Source organism: Salinicoccus kekensis, assembly GCF_900220995.1.
In the GTDB taxonomy this organism is placed as follows: Bacteria; Bacillota; Bacilli; order Staphylococcales; family Salinicoccaceae; genus Lacicoccus; species Lacicoccus kekensis.
The window spans coordinates 244,167-263,290 of record NZ_OBQF01000004.1 but is presented as its reverse complement, the minus strand read 5'-3'; the positions used below and the strand labels follow the sequence as shown (position 1 = coordinate 263,290).

The window sequence follows — 19,124 nt, the reverse complement described above, 5'->3', positions numbered from 1 at the left end:
GATAGGTTCGGCGTGTAAGTGTGGCAACACACTCAGCGGACGAATACTAATCGATCGATGACTTATTCAAAGATTTGTACCGTGTAGGTTTTCTATGCGTGCTTGGCTTCTATATGGTTTTGAATGTGCATTGATGACGTTCTTGCATCTGTGATGCTTAGAACGGCACAAATGGACATTCGTTCGACGACAGTCGAACATCCACCCAGTGATTACATAGACTGTAATCGACAATTGTCTGGTGGCGATGGCGGAGAGGCCACACCTGTTCCCATGCCGAACACAGCCGTTAAGCTCTCCAGCGCCGATGGTAGTTGGACATACGTCCTGCCAGAGTAGGACGCTGCCAGGCAAATAGTTAAGATCCGATCCCAGTGATTGGATCTTTTTTTGTGTTGTTTTTTATCAGTGGAAAGTATATATGATGATTATGTTAGTATAAGGTAGGGTCTGAAAGACAAAGTAGATGATACATAAGGTGATTATATGGGACTAGTGGATAAATTAAACGCGCTTAAGCGTGACCATGCGATATCGATGCATGTGCCGGGTCATAAGAACATGACCATCGGTAACCTGGAGCAACTGGAGTGGTCATATGATAAGACGGAAATAACCGGGCTGGATGATCTTCATTCACCGGATGGGGTCCTGCTCGAGTTGAATAATTTACTTTCCAAGAAAGAGCCGGGCTATAACGCACAGGCGATGGTCAATGGTACGACTACGGGGATCTTATCAGCTGTACATGCTCTGAAAGACGATGTTGAGAAATTCCTGATTGTCGGTGATGCTCATAAGTCCGTCTATCACGCTCTGGATCTCGCAGGTGTTTCTTTTGAAAAAGTAAACTTTGATAATCTTTTGGAGATGTCAGTGGGTAATACTGCAGTGCTGATTACATATCCATCCTACAGCGGCCGTGCACCTTCCCTTCCTGAAGTGATTGAACAGGTAAGGGCTGCAGGCGGCACGGTCATCGTTGATGAGGCGCATGGTGCGCATTTCGGCATTACCGGAAGGTTTCCCCAATCTGCCCTGAGGCATGGTGCGGACATAGTGATACAATCCTACCATAAGATGCTGCCGGCTTTGACCGGTGCGTCTGTAGTATTCACAAAAGAGCAGGCATTACATAATAGGGTGATGAAGTATATCGACCATTTTGAAACTTCGAGCCCCTCCTATCTGATACTCGCTTCCATAGAGCTTGCGCATCAATTTTACAATGATTTTGAAGATGAAGTTTTCTTCCAAAAGAGAGCTGAGCTGATTAAGAGTTTGGAGCACCGGGGGTTTTCAGTGACAAAAGCGGATGATCCGGCGAAAATCGTGCTCAATATTGAAGGTGTTTCTCCTTATTTACTTTTCGATGCATTGAACAGGAAGGATGTTTATTCGGAAATGGTGACGGAGGAAGGAGTGCTCTGGTGTCTGCCATTGTTCCACGAGGGGGACAATTATCCACTCGAGTCATTGTCAGGGCGGCTGGATGAACTTACTCTGGTGGAGGACGTGCGTAATGAAGTTCAGGAGGATTTGAGCTTCCTGCTCGGCAGGCCCGCCGTGCGTGCTGTCGTGCCTTATCCCCCAGGTATCCCGCTCATTCACGAAGGTGAACGATTCACGGAGGAAGTTATCAAATCTATAATACATAAAAAGTCTTATCATGTTAAAATAGAAGGTATAGAAGAAAATATCGCATATTATAAGGTTGATGACGCATGACATTATTTATTACGTTTGAAGGGCCGGAAGGTTCCGGGAAGACGACGATGATACAGATGCTCGCTGAAGCGCTTAAGGATACACATGAAATAGTGCTTACACGTGAACCCGGCGGGATCCCGATCAGCGAAAAAATCAGGGATATACTGCTCGCCAACGATACTGAAATGGATGCAAGGACTGAAGCCCTCCTCTTTGCGGCAGCAAGGCGGCAGCACCTGGTGGAAAAAGTCGTGCCGGCGCTGGAAGAAGGCAAGGTTGTCCTGTGCGACCGTTTCATCGACAGTTCGCTTGCCTATCAAGGGTATGCCAGGGGGCTTGGAGTTGAAGATATCATGCAGATCAACCGGTTTGCCATTGAAAACTGGATGCCGGATCTCACCATATATCTGCAGCTGCCACCTGAAACCGGTCTTAAAAGGATACAGGACAACAACCGCATCAGTAATCGTCTGGATGCAGAAACACTGGCCTTCCATAAGGATGTCGTATCGGGTTATAATGAGTTATCTGAAAATTATCCGGAACGCATCAAAGTCGTCGATGCCGACCGGGAAATTGAGGATGTATTCAAAGACATATACAATATAATCGGAAAATATTTAAATCATAGAGGTGACTGATCATGAAAATGGTAATAGCAATCGTACAAGATCATGATAGCCAGAGACTGACAGACCGCTTGACCAAAGCGAATTTCAGGAACACGAAACTTGCTTCAACAGGCGGCTTCCTGCGTGCGGGCAACACAACTTTCCTGTGCGGGGTCGATGATGACAGAGTGGGCGATCTGCTTAACCTGATAGATGACACTTGCGGCAACAGGGAGCAGACTGTCGCTCCTGTAACGCCTATGGGCGGGAATGCGGACTCCTACATCCCGTACCCGGTGGAAGTTGAAGTGGGCGGAGCGACGGTGTTCGTGCTGCCGATTGAGCAATTTGAAAGATTCTAAAGGTTCATCCATGGATATCAATCAAACGACAGAGGAGAACCTGTTGAACGCAATCCATAATAACCGCCTGAGCCACACTTATATGTTCGAAGGCGATACGCTGGAAACCCTGCGCAGATACAGCATGTTCTTTGCATTGAACATTTTTGGTGATACACCCCGCAACCGGGCTTTATTGGAAGAGGGCAACCACCCTGATTTCTATTATTTGAGCACGGAAGAGACGACGATAAAAAAAGAAGAAGTCGCTCATCTGATGCATGCGATGAACAATAAACCCACGGAAACTGAATATAAAGTATATGTCATAGAAGCTTTTGAAAAGTTGACGCCCCAGGCTGAGAACAGTCTCCTTAAATTTTTGGAGGAACCGCCTGAAAAGACGGTTGCTTTGCTTCTGACCATAGATAAGAGCAACATCCTGCCGACCATCCATTCGAGGGCTCAGCATGTCTTTATAAAAGGAGACTCTGGGGACCGCATGAAGGAACTTGGACATTTGTCGGAGGGCGATCTTCAGACGATAGATGTCCTCTCACTGAATGCCGGACACATCAAGGAATTGGGGGAGGATTTCAGCAGGCTGAGGAATGCGGCACTGGAATTCTCGGTGAAGTGGATCAACCGCCATTCTCTTGTGCTCCTCGATATCAAGCCGATGCTTGATATGTGCAGTGAGCGGAGGGATCACCTGCTGCTTCTGCAGCTGATAGATGGCGGTGTGCGGCAGGCAATGCACTCCAAGTTGAATCTCGATATTTTCAAGCCTTACAAGGAAGAGTTGAAAGTGGATAAAATGATCAGTGTTAATCATCTGACCAAAATGCTGGAAGAGATAGAACAGGCCAACAAGATGATTCAGTTCAATGTACATCCAACGCTCGCATTTGAGGGAATGGTTATCAATTCGAAAGGTTGATGAAGTATGATAAAGCTCATGACTGCGACCCAATTAGATTACTTTAGTAATATTTATATAGATAGCAGCAAAGCAACTGTTGAAAGAGATGATTACATCATTGCCGAGACGAAACGCGGCGTCGAACTGCTGCGGGTCGTGAAAGGCACATATGAAATTTCAAAAGATAATATAGTTGAGCCGGACGGTCAATTTGTAAGATTCGCAGAAGATGAGGATTTGAAGAAATATCATCAGAATGAATCGAAAGCCCGCGAAGCACTCAAATTCTGCAAGAAATCAGTGATAGAGGAAAAACTGGACATGAACATTGTCAATGCAATGTATACGCTTGACCAGAAAAAACTCATATTCAAATTCACAGCGGATGAACGTGTGGATTTCAGATCCCTTGTCCGGGTGCTTGCCACACGCTTTAAGACGCGCATCGAGCTCAGGCAGGTCGGTGTACGCGACGAAGCCAAGTTTTTGGGTGGTGTCGGACCTTGTGGACGTGCACACTGCTGTTCGACATTCCTCGGGGATTTCGTTCCGGTCAGCATACAGATGGCCAAAAATCAGGACCTGTCATTGTCGCCGACCAAGATCTCCGGCGCCTGCGGCAGATTGATGTGCTGCCTGAACTATGAAGACCAGTATTATGAAGAATCCCGCACAAAGATGCCTGATGTCGGGGAAATGATTGATACGCCGAACGGTAAAGGCAAGGTCATCGGCATGAACATACTCGACCTGGTCGTCCAGGTCAGATATAAAGATGACTATATCCAGGAATTCCATTATGATGAACTGGAAGAAACGGCTTCCGGCGGCGGTGTTTCATAATGGATCGTGAACAACTTTTTGACCATATCAGCAAGCTTGAAGCCGACCTCAGGAATATGCAAGAAAATCTGGAGACACTCAAAGTTCATGCTGTAAATCTGGTCGAGGAGAATGTCAGCTTACAGATGGAAAAAGAGCATTATGAAACACTTGTGAACAATGCTGAGGAAAAAACGGATGCATCGTTCAAACACAATACTTTAAAGAATTTATATGATGAAGGATTCCATATCTGCAATGTACATTTTGGTACACACAGGCACGGGGAAGAATGCCTCTTCTGCCAGGGGTTCTTAAATCAATAGATTGATCATAAGCGGCTGAAGCCGCTTTTCTTATGCCGGAACGAGGTGAATGAATTGTTGAAAGAGGATGAAAGGCTGGATGAACTCTACCGTGAAAATATGAAAATCATCCAGAGCAGATCTGTATTTTCTTTTTCAGTGGATGCACTGCTGCTTGCGAATTTCACTAAAATCAGCAGGCAGGATAGAACAATAATGGATTTATGTTCAGGAAACGGCGTCGTCCCCATGCTGCTGTCACACAGGACAGCGCTGCCGATCGATGCGGTCGAAATCCAGGAACAGCTTGTGGATATGGCGAAGCGCAGTTTCGAGCTGAATGATAAAGCCGGACAGCTGGCCATGTATAACATCGATATAAAGAATATCAAAGAACATTTTAAGCACTCCACCTATGATGTGATTACAGTGAATCCACCATACTTCACAAACGATCAGCCTTTGAAGGTGCTGGGACCGCACAGCATCGCAAGGCATGAAGTGATGATTGATCTGGAAGGTGTGGTCAAAGCCGCGCGCTATCTCATCAAAAATAAAGGGCGGCTGTATATGGTGCACCGGGCCGAGCGCAGTGCAGAAGTGATCTTCTGCCTCATGGACAATGGTTTCAGAATCAAAACCCAGCAATACGTCTATAATGATCCGGATTCCAAAAATGCAATGTTCGTCATCGTTGAGGCACTGTTCCATTCACAGGCGTATGTGGATGTCCTGCCGCCGTTTTACATCTATGAAGCAGAAGACCGGTACTCCAAAGAGATGCTGGAGGTGTATTATGGGTAGCTACTATGTATATATCGTGGAATGCAGCGACGGCACTTTCTACACCGGGTATGCGAGAGATGTGGCATCACGCATCGAGAAGCACAACCTCGGCACAGGGGCCAAGTATACGCGGAACAGGGGGCCGGTCAAATTAAAGTACAAGGAACCGTTCGACACGATAAGCAGTGCGCTCAAAAGGGAAATTCAAATAAAAAAATTGACGCGGAAAGAGAAAGTGAAGTTGATTGAAGGAGGTTCGACATGAATTTATATATCACCGGCACGCCGCTCGGTAACCTGGATGATATGAGTGTGCGGGCTGTAAAGACTTTAAAGGAAGTTGACGTCATCCTGTGTGAAGACACAAGACTGACAAAGAAACTCACCAATCATTTCGAAATTGGGACACCGCTCCGTTCCTACCATGATTTCAACAAGGAAGAAGTCGAGGAAGGAATCATCGGGGAGATGAAAAACGGCAAAGTTTTTGCCCTGGTCAGTGATGCAGGCATGCCGGCGATTTCGGACCCGGGTTATGAACTGATCAGGAAAATGCAGGATGAAGGACTCACATATGCAGTCATCCCGGCGGCCTCTGCGTTCACTCTGGCACTTGTCGCAAGCGGTATCCCTTCATTTGAATTCACGTTTTTCGGATTCCTCCCGAAAACCGGAAGCAAAAAAAATGATAAGCTGAGGCAGATCATGCATCATCCACAGACATCTGTGATATATGAATCACCCCATAAGCTGAAGTCGACGGTCCAGAGTATGATGGAAATCGACGCAGACCGGGAAATCAGCATTTCAAGGGAGATCACGAAAAAGTTCGAACAGCACAGGCGGGGCACAGCGAAAGAGATTTTTCAAGCGCTCGATGCTGACATCCCTTTGAAGGGCGAGTTCGTGATCGTCATCCGGGGATATGAGGAGGAAGCGGTCGTCAGTGATATCCCGATCAGGGACCATGTCAATCAGTTCATTGAACAGGGCATGAAGCCGACGAAGGCCATGAAGATGGTGGCGGACATCAAAGGCATGAAGAAGCAGGAAGTGTATGACATCTACAATGGATGATGCAGGAAAAGGGCAAAAAAAAGCCGCTGAAATCAGTTGATTTCTGCGGGCATTCAATCAGTCTTTCGACATTTTATCTTGAATCTCTTTTATAAGCATTTGTGCGCCTTCTTCGCTTAAAATGATCCTGCCTTCAGCAAGTCTCATGTTTTTATCAGAGACATCGCCCGTAATATCACAAGTCATGGATGGCTTATACTTTTTAAGAATGATGGTATCATCATCCGTATAAATTTCCAAAGCATCTTTCACTTCAATATCCAGTATACGGCGCAATTCTATCGGGATGACGACGCGGCCAAGTTCATCGACTTTACGTACGATTCCGGTTGACTTCATTTCGAGCTCCTCCTTACTATGTTTCCTACAAGGTTCTGGGATGTTTTTGGGATATATTAAGACTCTATTGTATGCTATAAATTATTAAGAAAATATAAAAGAATTTTTTATAGTATGAGAAATCGATAGGTCTTAAGATACACATGATTATAGCACAAAAGGATTCGGAGTTGCCAACAATTATACTGCAGCAATTGAAAATTAATTCAAAATTAGATATATTTAACTAATGAACATATAGGAGGCAGAGGCATGGAAAAACCGACATTTTATATAACAACACCGATTTATTATCCAAGTGGACAACTGCATATCGGCAATGCTTATACGACGATCGCAAGTGATGTGATGGCAAGATATAAGCGCATGCGCGGATATGATGTATATTATTTGACAGGGTCGGATGAGCACGGCCAAAAAATAGAAAAGAAAGCCCAGAAGATGGGTGTTTCGCCTCAAAAATATGTCGATGACATGGTTGCAGATATGAAGACATTATGGACGCAGCTTGAAATCACACATGACCAGTTCATTCGCACAACTGATGCTCCACATAAAAAGGCCGTTCAGCAGATATTTGAACGTCTGCTTGAACAGGGGGACATCTATCTGGGTGAATATGAAGGCTGGTATTCCGTGGAAGATGAGGAGTTCTTCACGGAGACGCAGCTGGCTGAAGTATACAGGGACGACGAAGGCAACATGACCGGCGGCGTCGCACCGAGCGGCCATGAAGTGGAGCTCGTGAAAGAGGAAAGCTACTTCTTCAGAATGAGCAAGTACGCAGACCGTCTTGTCCAATATTATGAGGACAACCCGGAATTCATCCAGCCCGCCTCACGCAAGAATGAGATGCTGAACAACTTCATCAAGCCGGGGCTTGAGGACCTTGCGGTTTCCAGGACGACGTTCGACTGGGGCATCCCGGTGAAATCCAACCCGGAACACGTGGTCTATGTATGGATTGATGCACTGACGAACTATATAACAGCGCTTGGTTACGGCTCGGATGATGAAACTTTATTTCATAAATACTGGCCTGCCGACGTCCAGATGATCGGCAAGGAAATCGTCAGGTTCCACGCGATCTACTGGCCGGTGATGCTGATGGCACTTGATTTGCCTTTGCCGAAAAAATTGATGGGCCACGGCTGGCTGCTGATGAAGGACGGCAAGATGTCCAAGTCCAAAGGTAATGTCATCTATCCGGGTGCCCTGGTTGAAAGGTATGGACTCGATGCACTGCGTTACTACCTGATGAGGGAAGTGCCTTTCGGTTCGGATGGTGTGTTCACACCGGAATCATTCGTGGACCGCACAAACTTCGACCTCGCTAATGATCTGGGCAACCTCGTCAACCGGACGCTTTCAATGATCAATAAGTACTTCGACGGAGAGCTGCCTGAATATAAGGGTCAGATGAATGAATTCGATGGAGGGCTTGAAAATACAGTCAAGGAGAACATCGAAGCTTATGAAGATGCCATGGAAGCACTCGAGTTCAACAAAGCACTGAGGGCGGTATGGACGATCATCAGCCGGGCGAATAAGTATATCGACGAAACGACACCATGGGTGCTTGCGAAAGATGAAAGCAAAAAAGAAGAGCTTGGCAACGTGATGGTGCATCTCGCTGAAAACATCCGTATTGCAGCGATCCTCCTCAAACCATATCTGCCACATGGTCCGAAGGAGATATTCAGACAGTTGAACATGGTGGATGCAACGCTTGAGGAATACGATTCGATCATGACATACGGTGCGATCAAAGTGGATGGCAGAGTGATTGAAAAACCGCAGCCGATCTACCCGCGCCTTGATGTTGAAAGTGAAGTTGAACATATAAAGAGTTCAATGAAACCGCCTGCCCAGGATAAAGAAGAGGAACAGGAGCAGGAAGACCTCACCTCCGGACGCATCACAATCGATGATTTTGATAAAGTGGAAATGAAGGCAGGGACGATCATCAACGCCGAAGGTGTGAAGAAGGCGGATAAACTGCTGAAGATCCAGGTGGATCTCGGTGAAGAGCAGCGCCAGATCGTTTCCGGCATCAGAGAACAATATGAACCTGAAGACATCATAGGCAAGAAAGTGCTGGTCGTCACGAACCTCAAGCCGGTGAAGCTGCGCGGTGAATTGTCGGAAGGCATGATACTCACTGCTGAAAAAGGTTCGCGTCTGACATTGATCAGCGTGCCTGACGGCGTGGAAAACGGCAGTATCGTAAAATAGGGAGTGGAATCTTTTGCTGATTGATACACATGTGCATTTGAATGCAGATCATTATGATGCAGACCTGGATGAAGTGATGGGCCGGGCAAGGGAAGCGGGCGTTGAGAAGATGGTCGTCGTCGGCTTCGACCGTAAAACGATAGAACGTACGATGCAGCTGATTGATGACCACGAAGATGTGTACGGGGTCATCGGCTGGCATCCAGTCGATGCAGTGGACTGCACCGATGCCGACCTTGAATGGATAGAGGAATTGTCGAAGCATGAGAAGATCGTCGGAATCGGTGAGACCGGCCTCGACTATCATTGGGACAAGTCACCTAAAGACGTTCAAAAGGACATCTTCAGACGTCAGATCGCCCTGGCCAAGCGGGTCAATCTGCCGATCATCATCCATAACAGGGAGTCGACGGAGGATTGTGTGGAGATCCTGAAAGAGGAAGATGCACACGAAGCAGGCGGCATCATGCATGCGTTCAGTGCGGATGAAAAAACGGCCGATGAAGTGCTCGATATGAACTTTTATATCTCACTCGGCGGGCCCGTCACCTTCAAAAATGCACAGCTGCCGAAAGATATCGCAGAGCATGTGCCGTTGGACAGGCTTCTCGTTGAAACGGATGCACCGTTTTTGACGCCCCACCCCTACAGGGGGAAGCGCAATGAACCTGCCTATGTAAAGCTTGTGGCGGAAAAGATCGCAGAATTAAGAGGGGTATCCTACGAATCGCTTGCAAAGGCGACGACTGAAAACGCCGAAAAGCTGTTTAATTTCAAATGATCAAGCCGGGAGATCCCCGGCTTTTTTCATAAGGGAGCAGATGCACGGAGCATCTTATATCAGGATACTCCCCAAAGGAGATAACATATGGAAAAACCAGTGATACATGAAGTGATCATAGTTGAAGGCCGGGATGATACAAGAAGACTGAAAGAGGCATTGATATGTGAAACGATCGAGACGAACGGATCCGCCATCAATGAAAGGACGATGCAGGAGATCGAAGTGGCTTTGAACACACGGGGTGCCATCATTTTGACTGATCCGGATTTCCCCGGCCATAAAATAAGGACTGAAATCCTGAAGCGGTTCCCTCATATCAAAGAGGCTTTCATATCCCGGCAGAAAGCAAAAGGCAGGCACGGAATCGGTGTGGAACATGCATCGATAGAGGATATCCGAAGTTCACTTAAAAATGTGCTGGTGAACCATGAGATAAATGAAGAGACGATTTCAAACGAAGATATGCAGCTGTGGGGCCTGAGTGGAAGGGTGGACTCGAAAGCGCGGCGTGAACATCTGACTGCCGGACTGAATATCGGTTACGCCAATGCAAAGCAGCTCAAGAATAAGTTGAACAGGTATCGGATTGATAAAGAAGAAATCAACTCGATCCTTTCGGAGTTGAAAAAGGATGAATGATATGAAAGATATCGCAACTGCATCAAGGACAAAAGAGATATTGAGCAAATATGGATTCAAGTTCAAGAAAAGCCTGGGTCAGAACTTCCTGATCGATGCGAACGTCATCCACAAAGTTCTGGACAAGGCGGACGTAGGCCGGGAGACCGCCGTGATTGAAGTCGGTCCGGGCATCGGCTCGCTCACCGAACAGATCGCAAAAAGAGCGGGCAGAGTGATCGCATATGAAATTGATCAAAGACTGATCCCTGTGCTGAATGACACACTTGCCCCGTATTCCAATGTCAACATCATCAATGAAGACATCCTGGAAGCGGATATCGGCGCGATGATCGAAGAGGAACTCAGTGATTTCGAAGAAATTGTGGTCATTGCAAACCTGCCTTACTATATCACCACTCCGATCATAATGAACTTCCTGATGCAGAAATTGCCGATCGACCGGTATTATGTGATGATGCAAAAAGAGGTCGGTGAGCGCATCAGCGCGGAACCCAACACGAAAGCCTACGGCTCACTTACAATCGCCATCGATTATTATACCGAGGCAAAAATTGTGCAAAATGTACCGAAGGCGGTATTCATGCCTGCACCGAATGTGGATTCCATCATCGTTGAAATGAAAGCCCGTCAATCACCGAAAGTGGCCGTGGACGATGAAGACACCTTTTTCAGGCTCACAAAAGGTGCTTTCATTCAGCGCAGGAAGACGATTTTGAATAATTATCTGTCTTTATTTGAAGATGGTAAAAAATTCAAATCGGAAATCGGTGACCTGTTGAATGCTGCGGGGATAGACCCTGTACGCAGGGGGGAGAGTCTTTCGATTGAAGATTTCAGCGCCATCTATCACAAATTAAACGAATTTCCAAATCTAAAGTTCGAAAAAGTACAATAATTACAACAATTTTTTGACAAAGTTATGTAAACTTGCTATAATGAAAGCAGTGAGGTGGGCCAAATGCCAAAATCTTTAGTCGACATCAAAAAGATTCTTGATTGTCAATTAGGTAATCGCGTAATACTTCGTGCCAACGGAGGCCGTAAGAAGTTAATAGAAAGACATGGTATTCTCAGAGAGACATATCCTTCTGTTTTCGTGGTGGAACTTGACCAAGAAGAACATAACTTTGAAAGAGTGTCATATACATACACTGATGTATTGACATCGAATGTTGAAATGACTTTCGTCAACGAGCAGAGTGAAGCATTTGTAATCCAATAAGAACGGGACGGCTGGCGCAGAATCAGCCGACATAATATAGGGTGTAAAATCTGTTAATGGGGATTTTACACCCTATTTTTATTTTGTTCAATTCCTACCAAAATGATAAACAATATGTTAGAAATTTAATGGCGGCATAAGTATACTGTAATTAATAAAGTTTGGAGTGTGACGAATGGAAAATGAAAACCCGCATGTAATGCCTAAGATTGATCGCTCAAAAGGGATGGAAATCGGTCTTTATTCCCTCGGGGAACATATGCCGGACCCGCATACCGGTGAACTCATCCCGGCGAGCCGGCGTCTGAAGGAAATCGTTGAAGCGGCAAAGATGGCGGAGGATGCCGGCCTGGACCTGTTCCAGGTGGGCGAGTCCCATCAGGAGCATTTTGTATCCCAGGCCCATCTGGTGCTGCTGTCTGCAATCGCCCAGGCGACGAACAAGATAAAAATAGCTTCGGGTTCGACCATCATCAGCACATCGGATCCGGTGAGGGTGTTCGAAGACGCTGCCACAATCGATTTACTGTCAGACGGACGGATGGAAGTCGTGGCCGGCAGGGCATCGAGGGTCGGCCTTTATGAACTGCTCGGCTACAGCCTGAATGATTATGAGGCACTTTTTGAAGAGAAGTTCGAACTGCTTCTGCAGATCAATGAAAACGAGACCGTCGACTGGCAGGGGAAATTCCGTGCACCGCTGAATAACGCACAGGTCATCCCAAGGCCGGAAAACGAAGCTGCCGGGCTGCCGATATGGCGGGCTGTCGGCGGTTCGCTGGCATCCGCTCAGAAAGCGGGAAGGCTTGGCGTACCGATGTATCAGGCGCATCTCGGCGGACCGGCCGAGGCCTTCAAGTCGCGTATCGACCTCTACAGACAGACGGCTTTCGAAAACGGGTTCAATCCCGACGACCTTCCCGTGGCCACGGCAGGCTTCCTGTATGTCAGGGAAAATATGATGGATGCGTACAGGGAATATTATCCCCATCTCAATGAAGGAATGAAGCTTTCAAACGGTCAGGGTTTCCCAAAGGAGGCCTTCGCCCAGGGTCAGGATGTCAAAAGCGTCCTCAATGTCGGATCGCCTGAACATATCGTGGAAAAGATATTATACCAGCATGAAATGTTCAACCACGACCGTTACATTGGGCAGATCGATTTTGGCGGCGTCTCCCTTGATAATATAAAAAGGACAATAGATATTCTCGGCGAGAAAGTGGTGCCGGAAGTGAAGAAGCATACTAAGAGGACTAAAGGAGAATAGGGTTATGAATATATTGGTTTTATCAGGTTCGAACGCAGGCAGCAAAACACGGATTGCGACGACACTGTTAAAGGAGAAGCTGCAGAGGCAGTACAGCGGAGAGAATATAGACTACATCAATCTACAGGACGTCAGCCTTCCGTTCAGTGACGGCCGGAATTATATGGATTACGGCGGGGATGCGACTGAAGTATTGACGAAAATCATGGAAGCGGATGTCCTTTTCATCGGCAGCCCGATTTTCCAGGCCTCCATGCCAGCGCCGTTGAAGAACGTCTTCGACCTCCTCCCTCAGAATGCACTCGAGGATAAAACGGTGAGCATGCTGATCACGGCCGGCTCCGACAAACACTTTTTAATCCCGGAGTATAACTATAAGCCGGTACTCAGCTACTTGAAGGCGAACATCGTCCCAAGGTATGTCTTCATACTGGATACGAACTTCCAGGACGGGCAACTGCTGGGAGATGATGTGGACATGCGCCTGGACAGGCTGATCGATGATACGATGGTCCTGTCACGCACGTATCAGGATATCAGGGCTGAAAAAGATGCCCAATTCGGATTTTAACCACAACAAAGCCTGCATGAAAAATCCATGCAGGCTTCTTTATATTGTAAATATTGAGTTCTGATTAACGGATTGTCTTAAGTGCTTTTGCCCAATTCACAACATCTGTAACGACTGCTTCCATAGTTGGATTGTGCACTTCTGCCGGCTTGAATGTGCTCATGTTTTCAAAGTCGGTGAAAAGGCTGAACGCACCCTGAGGTGTGACGATCGCGAGCTTCAAGTTTGCCAAAGTGCTGCGAAGTGCCATTGATGCAGCAATTCCGAGGGTGGAGCCGTAAGAGACGATTCCAGCTGATTTGTTGTTCCACTCGGAAGCGATGTAGTCGATATGATCCTTCAGTGAAGAGGAGATGTTTTTATTATATTCAGGAGTGACGAAGATGAAACCGTCCAATGAATCAATCTTTTCAGACCATGCATCAATTTTCTCATTTGAGTACTCTTTGTTCGCCATAGCCGGCGGCAATTTTTCGTTGAAGCGGTCAAGACCGTATTCCTTGATGTCAACGACTTCAAATTCTGCATCCGTATTCTGCTTCTCAGCAAAATCCTTAACCCATTCTGCGACCTGTGTGCTGACACGGCCTTCGCGTGTGCTTCCTACTATAATACCAATTTTAGTCATAAATCTTTCCTCCGGATAACATATATTTATTTAATTACATAATGTAACTAACTGTATGTTTATATTACAATATGTATTTACAGAATGGAAGAGAAAAAGTCTCGAAATCTAAATGAATACGTTTTCATTAAGATGGGTGGTGCTTGAGGGCTGATTTTTATATAATTGAGAAGGAAAGGCGTGAAGTATATGAAGATAAACGTCAGTGAACTCACAGGGGAAGCGGCCGGCGGGCAGATCTCATTTGAACCGGGGACGGTAAAAGCAATCCAGATGCCTTTTGAGTATTTGAGCCGTCTCGAAGAGTCTGTCGACTTAAAACATATCAATGTCGTTAAAGCCGGTATACCGGTGTATAAGCGTCTCAGCATAAAAGATCACATTTCATTCTATAATAAATGGTACAACCGGGGATTCGATGTCGCTGACCTGATGAAGCAGTTCGAATTGGAAGGTTCGGGGAAAATAAAACTCGGCAGGGCAAGTGCCGAATTGAATCAGCGGCTCAGTTTCATACTCGGGCTGATGTGCCGCCAGGAGCATATATTATTCATTGAACCTTTCTTCCAGGCGACCAGGGAAAACATCCATCTGTTCCATAAATTGAAAGCCCAGCTTGGCGATCAGGGTAAAAGCATAGTCGTTGCAGTGACGAAAACTGAAGATGCCTTCCTCGTCCAGCCTGAAATCATGCGGCTGACCCGGGAGGGGCTTCAAAGCGTCGAGACGGAGGAGAATGAAAAAACATCCGGGATGGATCATATAAGCAGAATCAAAGTGAAGGCGGAAGATAAGACTTTATTTGTGAATATACGGGACATAGAATACATTGAAAGTAATGAAGGAAAGGTCTTCATCAATATTTCCCGGGAAAAGTTCGCGATGGAGTCGACTTTGCAGGATGCTGAGAAGTCACTGGGTGATCACGGGTTTTACAGATGTCACCGTTCATACATCGTGAACCTCCATAAAGTGAAGGAAATCATCACATGGTCCAAAAATACATATTCCGTCGTGATCAGCAATCCTGAAGAATCCAAAATTCCTTTATCCCGTACAAAGTACAATGAAATTCAGGAAAGGCTCATCAAACTGTGACATTGGTGGAAAAGGGGTTGAAATCATGAGGCATAAAATAATGGCGGTATTCATGCTGAACGCGAAGGAGATCATAGTCAACATGTCTATGCTGACGAGCCTGCTCCTGCCGGTCGTCATGTCATTGATGTTCCAGAGGATGGACACGGCCGGGGCGCCGATGCCGTTCATCGTCATCAATGTCATCATCGGAATCACCTTTGCCTCCACGCTGGGTGCCATATTGATGGGCCTTGTGGCAGAGGAGAATGAACACGGTACAATGGAGCATATGATCGTCGACAGGCAGGATATGGCGGCCAATTTTCTTGGCAAAGCACTGCTGCTCTTCCCGGCCGCTTTTCTTATCCTTGGGATCAATCTGATCGTACTTGGTTATATGAATTTGCTGAGCATCACCATTTTTCCGGCGCTGGTGCTCATATGGCTGTTCTTCTACTTCAGTTCTGCTGGATTCGGCATGTTATCCAATTCAGTGGCGGCGACTTCATTATTCATAATGATTCTGCTTTTCGTATTCGCCATGTCACCGTATATTGATTTCCTGATTTATGACAGGAACAATATCATCAGGCAATTTTTTGAGCTGACCCCGGTTTATCAGATTAAGCATATTGAGGGCGGATCTTTGGCCGGCCCTTATATCAGTCTTATCCTCTGGGTGCTGCTGAGCTTGGTCTTCTTCATGACCGTTTTCAACAGGAGGACGAAGTCGCTGTAACAGCACGGCCCGGGGCGGTACACTTCATCCTTATTGAGTACAGTTCAGCGTATTGCCTTTAAGTATCTACGAGTATTCAGCTACAACCGGACAATAAATGACTACAACTCACCGTGATGTTATCGCGGTGTTTTTATTTTGCATGTAATCTTGAATCAAGAACGAAACAAGCGAAGATGGAGGGGTTCAAATGATACATGTAACGAATCTGAAAAAGACATTCGGCAACGAACATGCATTGAAAGGCATAGATTTTGAAGTGGGGAAAGGCGAAGTGTTCGGGCTTCTTGGCCCGAGCGGATCGGGAAAGACGACGACGATCAAACTTTTGACTGGTGAGTTCAAGCCGGACGGCGGGGATATTGAAGTGAACGGCACAGGGAGCAGGCATTTCGGCAGAACTTCTTATGTAAGGAACTTAGGGATACTGTCGGATAAAAGTTCCTTATATGAAAGGCTGACGGTCAAGGATAACCTCGAACTTTTCAGGAAACTGTACGGTGCGCCTAAAAAGGTTGTGGATGAAGTTCTGGACAAGGTGGGCTTGGCCGATGAAAAGGACAAAAGGGTTTCAAAGCTCTCCAAAGGAATGAAGCAGCGGGTCCTGCTGTGCAAGGCGGTGCTGCACAAACCGGATGTGATGTTTCTGGATGAGCCGACGAGTGCCCTCGATCCGACGACGACCGAAAAGATTCATGAAATGCTTGAAGATTTGAAGGAAGAGGGCACGACGATCATGCTGACGACACACAATATGGATGAAGCGACGAGGCTGTGTGGCCGGGTGGCATTCCTGCATGAAGGTGTGATCAAGGAAACCGGCGCTCCGGAAGTATTGCGCCACAAGTATAAGAGGAATGAAGTGCATCTGACCTACGAAGACGGCGGTGTCCGTACGGTCGGGCGGGATCAGGAGAACGGTGGCCTTTTGAAAGAGGCGCTGTTCGACGATAGTGTCATCGATATCCGCACGGATTTCCCGACGTTGGGTGAAGTGTTTAAAAAAGTGACAGGAAAGGAGCTTGTTTAAAATGAGTATGACACGAGTGCTGGCTATATTTGAAAAAGATTATAAGGAATTCATGAGGAACATGATGCTGTTCACTTCGGTGCTGATACCGGTGGTGCTTGCGGCATTCTTCGGCAGGCTGGGCGCGGATGCAGGGACTCTGCCGAGTGAGATGGTGATCATCATCGTCGGGGTCGTGTTCACGTCGGTGACGTTCAGCGGGATGATGACGATGATGGCGGAAGAGAATGAAAAAGATACGCTGAGGGGGCTTCTGCAGTCGCCGGCCTCGATTTTGGATATCATAACGGGGAAGAGCCTAGTGATCACTTTGATGACTGTCATCTCACTGGCTGCCTCCATTTTCCTGATCGATGCGGATGGTTTCTGGAGTCTTGAAAATATCGCGGGATTGATTCTCCTCGGCGTATTCTTCCTGAACCTCGGCATCGGCATCGGGCTGATCGTCAAGAGTGTGGCAACGACGTCCGTATACCTGATACCGATAATGTTCCTGTTTGGCTTCACCCCGTATATCGAATTTCTGGTCACTGAGGAAGGACATATCGCAAGGCAGATTGCAGAATACTTCCCGCTGTATCAGAACTTGTATATTTACAATGGTGACGGCGGTGCAGCAGAGTTTCTGATCCTCCTCGCCTGGGTGGCTGTAAGTCTCGGAATCGTCCTGTGGGCGTTCAATAGAAGGAAATCAGATGGTTGATCCGCATCATCCGATTTGGTGCTCCTGTAATCCGGGGTGTGATCGGATTCGTCTTCAAAATCCGATTTGGTGGCCCCGAAATCCGGGGTGTGATCGGAATCGTCTTCAAAATCCGATTTGAAGGCCCTGAAACCCGGGGTGTGATCGGATTCGTCTTCAGAATCCGATTTGAAGGCCCTGAAACCCGGGGTGTGATCGGAAACATCTTCAAAATCCGATTTGGTGGCCCCGAAATCCGGGGTGTGATCGGATCAGGGCCCACCCCGGCAATTACAGGATGGAGGTCCACCAAGGTTCAGCTGCCTCCCGGGCGGCTGGGCCTTTTATTTTGATGGATATTTCATATGCATCTTTGATCTATGTTAAAATAGACAAAAATATCAGGACAAATGGAGACAGTATTATGCATTATGAAACAGCTCCGGCTAAAATCAATTTAACTTTGGACACTCTTTTTAAACGTGAGGACAATTATCATGAAGTGAGCATGGTGATGACGACGGTGGATCTGAATGATCAATTGTCCTTCGAGAAGCGCAGTGATGATCAAATCATCATAGAGACCGAAAATCAGTATGTGCCGAATGACAGGAAGAACCTGGCTTACCAGGCTGCGGCTTTGATGATGAAGACTTATGATATCAGGACGGGTGTGAACATCGTCATCGATAAGAACATACCGATTGCGGCCGGCCTCGCGGGCGGTTCAAGTGATGCGGCGGCGACATTCAGGGGGATGAATAAACTCTACGGCCTGGAGCGGCCGCTTGATGAGCTTGCGGATCTCAGCGCAGAGCTGGGTTCGGACATCCCTTTTTGCGTCTACGGCCGCACGGCACTCTGCACGGGCAGGGGGGAAGAGGTGAAGCTCCTCCCTAAACCGACGAATGCCTGGGTGATACTCGCAAAACCTTCAATCGGCGTCTCGACCAAGACGATCTATTCGCATCTGGAGCCGGGTAAGCATGAACCGGCATCCGAAAAAGTGGTCGAAGCGGCATTGGCGGGAGATTATGATGGCGTAATCCGCCATATGAAAAACGATTTGGAAGAGGTGACGGCCCGGCATTACCCTGAAGTGAAAAAGCTGATCCAGAACATGGAGGCTTCAGGTGCGGACAAGGCGATGATGAGCGGGAGCGGGCCGACTGTGTTCGGTCTTGTTCAGAAAGAAAGGCAGGCCATCCATGTATATAATTCGATGCGGGGCTGCTGTAACGAAGTTTACCGGGTGAGATTGCTCGGTTAATTGCCTAAAGGCGAACAATTATGATAACATCTTACTTAATAATACGGAATTGGAGAGTTAT

The 19,124-nt window shown here is 47.0% G+C and carries 23 protein-coding genes and 1 rRNA gene; 22 read left to right on the top strand and 2 right to left on the bottom strand.

Annotated elements, in window-relative coordinates:
* The first annotated feature begins 237 nt into the window (after window positions 1–237).
* The 10 genes from rrf to rsmI all read left to right on the top strand — a co-directional run bounded on the left by rrf (window position 238) and on the right by rsmI (window position 6,574).
* A 5S ribosomal RNA gene (gene rrf / locus CRN96_RS09610) occupies window positions 238–352 on the top strand.
* A 134-nt stretch (window positions 353–486) separates the two neighbouring features.
* Complete coding sequence (locus CRN96_RS09605; RefSeq protein WP_097041552.1) at window positions 487–1,728, top strand: aminotransferase class I/II-fold pyridoxal phosphate-dependent enzyme; 1,242 nt, start codon at window positions 487–489, stop codon at window positions 1,726–1,728.
* Complete coding sequence (gene tmk / locus CRN96_RS09600) at window positions 1,725–2,351, top strand: dTMP kinase (RefSeq protein WP_097041549.1); 627 nt, start codon at window positions 1,725–1,727, stop codon at window positions 2,349–2,351. Before CRN96_RS09605 ends, tmk begins: the two co-directional genes overlap by 4 nt.
* Before the next feature lie 2 nt (window positions 2,352–2,353).
* Window positions 2,354–2,683 carry a cyclic-di-AMP receptor gene (locus tag CRN96_RS09595; RefSeq protein WP_097041547.1) on the top strand — a complete coding sequence of 110 codons (330 nt, stop codon included), beginning with the start codon at window positions 2,354–2,356 and terminating at the stop codon, window positions 2,681–2,683.
* A complete protein-coding gene (locus tag CRN96_RS09590; protein ID WP_245844613.1) occupies window positions 2,670–3,602 on the top strand; it encodes a hypothetical protein in 933 nt (310 codons plus the stop codon). The genes CRN96_RS09595 and CRN96_RS09590 overlap by 14 nt, the downstream gene beginning before the upstream one ends.
* A gap of 6 nt (window positions 3,603–3,608) precedes the next feature.
* A complete protein-coding gene (locus tag CRN96_RS09585) occupies window positions 3,609–4,427 on the top strand; it encodes a PSP1 domain-containing protein (protein WP_097041544.1) in 819 nt (272 codons plus the stop codon).
* Window positions 4,427–4,732 (top strand): initiation-control protein YabA, encoded by a 306-nt coding sequence (locus tag CRN96_RS09580; protein ID WP_097041542.1) that lies wholly within the window; start codon window positions 4,427–4,429, stop codon window positions 4,730–4,732. The genes CRN96_RS09585 and CRN96_RS09580 overlap by 1 nt, the downstream gene beginning before the upstream one ends.
* 45 nt (window positions 4,733–4,777) lie before the next feature.
* On the top strand, window positions 4,778–5,515 hold the full coding sequence (locus CRN96_RS09575; RefSeq protein ID WP_245844611.1) for a tRNA1(Val) (adenine(37)-N6)-methyltransferase: 738 nt from the start codon (window positions 4,778–4,780) through the stop codon (window positions 5,513–5,515).
* Window positions 5,508–5,762, top strand: a complete 255-nt coding sequence (locus tag CRN96_RS09570) for a GIY-YIG nuclease family protein (RefSeq protein WP_097041537.1) — start codon at window positions 5,508–5,510, stop codon at window positions 5,760–5,762. The genes CRN96_RS09575 and CRN96_RS09570 overlap by 8 nt, the downstream gene beginning before the upstream one ends.
* Entirely contained in the window at window positions 5,759–6,574 is an 816-nt protein-coding gene (gene rsmI, locus CRN96_RS09565; protein WP_097041535.1) for a 16S rRNA (cytidine(1402)-2'-O)-methyltransferase, read from the top strand. The genes CRN96_RS09570 and rsmI overlap by 4 nt, the downstream gene beginning before the upstream one ends.
* A gap of 57 nt (window positions 6,575–6,631) precedes the next feature.
* Here the strand turns inward: rsmI and CRN96_RS09560 are convergent, their stop codons facing one another.
* A complete protein-coding gene (locus tag CRN96_RS09560; protein ID WP_097041533.1) occupies window positions 6,632–6,913 on the bottom strand; it encodes a transition state genes transcriptional regulator AbrB in 282 nt (93 codons plus the stop codon).
* 252 nt (window positions 6,914–7,165) lie between these two features.
* Between CRN96_RS09560 and metG the strand changes: the two genes are divergently transcribed.
* From metG to CRN96_RS09525, 7 genes are all read left to right on the top strand, one after another.
* Entirely contained in the window at window positions 7,166–9,148 is a 1,983-nt protein-coding gene (gene metG, locus CRN96_RS09555) for a methionine--tRNA ligase (protein ID WP_097041531.1), read from the top strand.
* Between the two features lie 13 nt (window positions 9,149–9,161).
* Window positions 9,162–9,929, top strand: a complete 768-nt coding sequence (locus CRN96_RS09550; RefSeq protein WP_097041529.1) for a TatD family hydrolase — start codon at window positions 9,162–9,164, stop codon at window positions 9,927–9,929.
* 87 nt (window positions 9,930–10,016) lie between these two features.
* Window positions 10,017–10,571 (top strand): ribonuclease M5, encoded by a 555-nt coding sequence (rnmV, locus tag CRN96_RS09545; RefSeq protein ID WP_097041527.1) that lies wholly within the window; start codon window positions 10,017–10,019, stop codon window positions 10,569–10,571.
* Complete coding sequence (rsmA, locus tag CRN96_RS09540) at window positions 10,564–11,469, top strand: 16S rRNA (adenine(1518)-N(6)/adenine(1519)-N(6))-dimethyltransferase RsmA (protein WP_281254129.1); 906 nt, start codon at window positions 10,564–10,566, stop codon at window positions 11,467–11,469. The genes rnmV and rsmA overlap by 8 nt, the downstream gene beginning before the upstream one ends.
* A 63-nt stretch (window positions 11,470–11,532) precedes the next feature.
* Window positions 11,533–11,796 carry a biofilm formation stimulator Veg gene (veg, locus tag CRN96_RS09535; RefSeq protein WP_072710841.1) on the top strand — a complete coding sequence of 88 codons (264 nt, stop codon included), beginning with the start codon at window positions 11,533–11,535 and terminating at the stop codon, window positions 11,794–11,796.
* A gap of 175 nt (window positions 11,797–11,971) precedes the next feature.
* Entirely contained in the window at window positions 11,972–13,063 is a 1,092-nt protein-coding gene (locus tag CRN96_RS09530) for an LLM class flavin-dependent oxidoreductase (RefSeq protein WP_245844609.1), read from the top strand.
* A 4-nt stretch (window positions 13,064–13,067) separates the two neighbouring features.
* Complete coding sequence (locus CRN96_RS09525; RefSeq protein WP_097041526.1) at window positions 13,068–13,634, top strand: NADPH-dependent FMN reductase; 567 nt, start codon at window positions 13,068–13,070, stop codon at window positions 13,632–13,634.
* Window positions 13,635–13,698: 64 nt separating this feature from the next.
* On the opposite strand, the gene CRN96_RS09520 is transcribed toward CRN96_RS09525, so the two are convergent.
* A complete protein-coding gene (locus CRN96_RS09520) occupies window positions 13,699–14,262 on the bottom strand; it encodes an NADPH-dependent FMN reductase (protein WP_097041524.1) in 564 nt (187 codons plus the stop codon).
* Window positions 14,263–14,451: 189 nt separating this feature from the next.
* Between CRN96_RS09520 and CRN96_RS09515 the strand changes: the two genes are divergently transcribed.
* The 5 genes from CRN96_RS09515 to ispE all read left to right on the top strand — a co-directional run bounded on the left by CRN96_RS09515 (window position 14,452) and on the right by ispE (window position 19,063).
* Window positions 14,452–15,360: a LytTR family transcriptional regulator DNA-binding domain-containing protein gene (locus CRN96_RS09515; protein ID WP_097041522.1), complete on the top strand. Its 909-nt coding sequence runs from the start codon at window positions 14,452–14,454 to the stop codon at window positions 15,358–15,360.
* Between the two features lie 25 nt (window positions 15,361–15,385).
* Window positions 15,386–16,081, top strand: a complete 696-nt coding sequence (locus CRN96_RS09510; protein ID WP_097041520.1) for a hypothetical protein — start codon at window positions 15,386–15,388, stop codon at window positions 16,079–16,081.
* A 190-nt stretch (window positions 16,082–16,271) separates the two neighbouring features.
* Window positions 16,272–17,111 carry an ABC transporter ATP-binding protein gene (locus CRN96_RS09505; protein WP_097041519.1) on the top strand — a complete coding sequence of 280 codons (840 nt, stop codon included), beginning with the start codon at window positions 16,272–16,274 and terminating at the stop codon, window positions 17,109–17,111.
* A gap of 1 nt (window position 17,112) precedes the next feature.
* On the top strand, window positions 17,113–17,814 hold the full coding sequence (locus CRN96_RS09500) for an ABC transporter permease (protein ID WP_097041516.1): 702 nt from the start codon (window positions 17,113–17,115) through the stop codon (window positions 17,812–17,814).
* A gap of 403 nt (window positions 17,815–18,217) precedes the next feature.
* Window positions 18,218–19,063 (top strand): 4-(cytidine 5'-diphospho)-2-C-methyl-D-erythritol kinase, encoded by an 846-nt coding sequence (gene ispE / locus CRN96_RS09490; RefSeq protein ID WP_097041512.1) that lies wholly within the window; start codon window positions 18,218–18,220, stop codon window positions 19,061–19,063.
* Window positions 19,064–19,124 lie beyond the last annotated feature (61 nt).

Coding starts and splice junctions, on each gene's coding strand:
- CRN96_RS09605 (WP_097041552.1), top strand. CDS start 487: ATGGGACTAGTGGATAAATTAAACGCGCTTAAGCGTGACCATGCGATA.
- tmk (WP_097041549.1), top strand. CDS start 1,725: ATGACATTATTTATTACGTTTGAAGGGCCGGAAGGTTCCGGGAAGACG.
- CRN96_RS09595 (WP_097041547.1), top strand. CDS start 2,354: ATGAAAATGGTAATAGCAATCGTACAAGATCATGATAGCCAGAGACTG.
- CRN96_RS09585 (WP_097041544.1), top strand. CDS start 3,609: ATGATAAAGCTCATGACTGCGACCCAATTAGATTACTTTAGTAATATT.
- CRN96_RS09580 (WP_097041542.1), top strand. CDS start 4,427: ATGGATCGTGAACAACTTTTTGACCATATCAGCAAGCTTGAAGCCGAC.
- CRN96_RS09570 (WP_097041537.1), top strand. CDS start 5,508: ATGGGTAGCTACTATGTATATATCGTGGAATGCAGCGACGGCACTTTC.
- rsmI (WP_097041535.1), top strand. CDS start 5,759: ATGAATTTATATATCACCGGCACGCCGCTCGGTAACCTGGATGATATG.
- CRN96_RS09560 (WP_097041533.1), bottom strand. CDS start 6,913: ATGAAGTCAACCGGAATCGTACGTAAAGTCGATGAACTTGGCCGCGTC.
- metG (WP_097041531.1), top strand. CDS start 7,166: ATGGAAAAACCGACATTTTATATAACAACACCGATTTATTATCCAAGT.
- rnmV (WP_097041527.1), top strand. CDS start 10,017: ATGGAAAAACCAGTGATACATGAAGTGATCATAGTTGAAGGCCGGGAT.
- rsmA (WP_281254129.1), top strand. CDS start 10,564: ATGAATGATATGAAAGATATCGCAACTGCATCAAGGACAAAAGAGATA.
- veg (WP_072710841.1), top strand. CDS start 11,533: ATGCCAAAATCTTTAGTCGACATCAAAAAGATTCTTGATTGTCAATTA.
- CRN96_RS09530 (WP_245844609.1), top strand. CDS start 11,972: ATGGAAAATGAAAACCCGCATGTAATGCCTAAGATTGATCGCTCAAAA.
- CRN96_RS09525 (WP_097041526.1), top strand. CDS start 13,068: ATGAATATATTGGTTTTATCAGGTTCGAACGCAGGCAGCAAAACACGG.
- CRN96_RS09520 (WP_097041524.1), bottom strand. CDS start 14,262: ATGACTAAAATTGGTATTATAGTAGGAAGCACACGCGAAGGCCGTGTC.
- CRN96_RS09515 (WP_097041522.1), top strand. CDS start 14,452: ATGAAGATAAACGTCAGTGAACTCACAGGGGAAGCGGCCGGCGGGCAG.
- CRN96_RS09510 (WP_097041520.1), top strand. CDS start 15,386: ATGAGGCATAAAATAATGGCGGTATTCATGCTGAACGCGAAGGAGATC.
- CRN96_RS09505 (WP_097041519.1), top strand. CDS start 16,272: ATGATACATGTAACGAATCTGAAAAAGACATTCGGCAACGAACATGCA.
- CRN96_RS09500 (WP_097041516.1), top strand. CDS start 17,113: ATGAGTATGACACGAGTGCTGGCTATATTTGAAAAAGATTATAAGGAA.
- ispE (WP_097041512.1), top strand. CDS start 18,218: ATGCATTATGAAACAGCTCCGGCTAAAATCAATTTAACTTTGGACACT.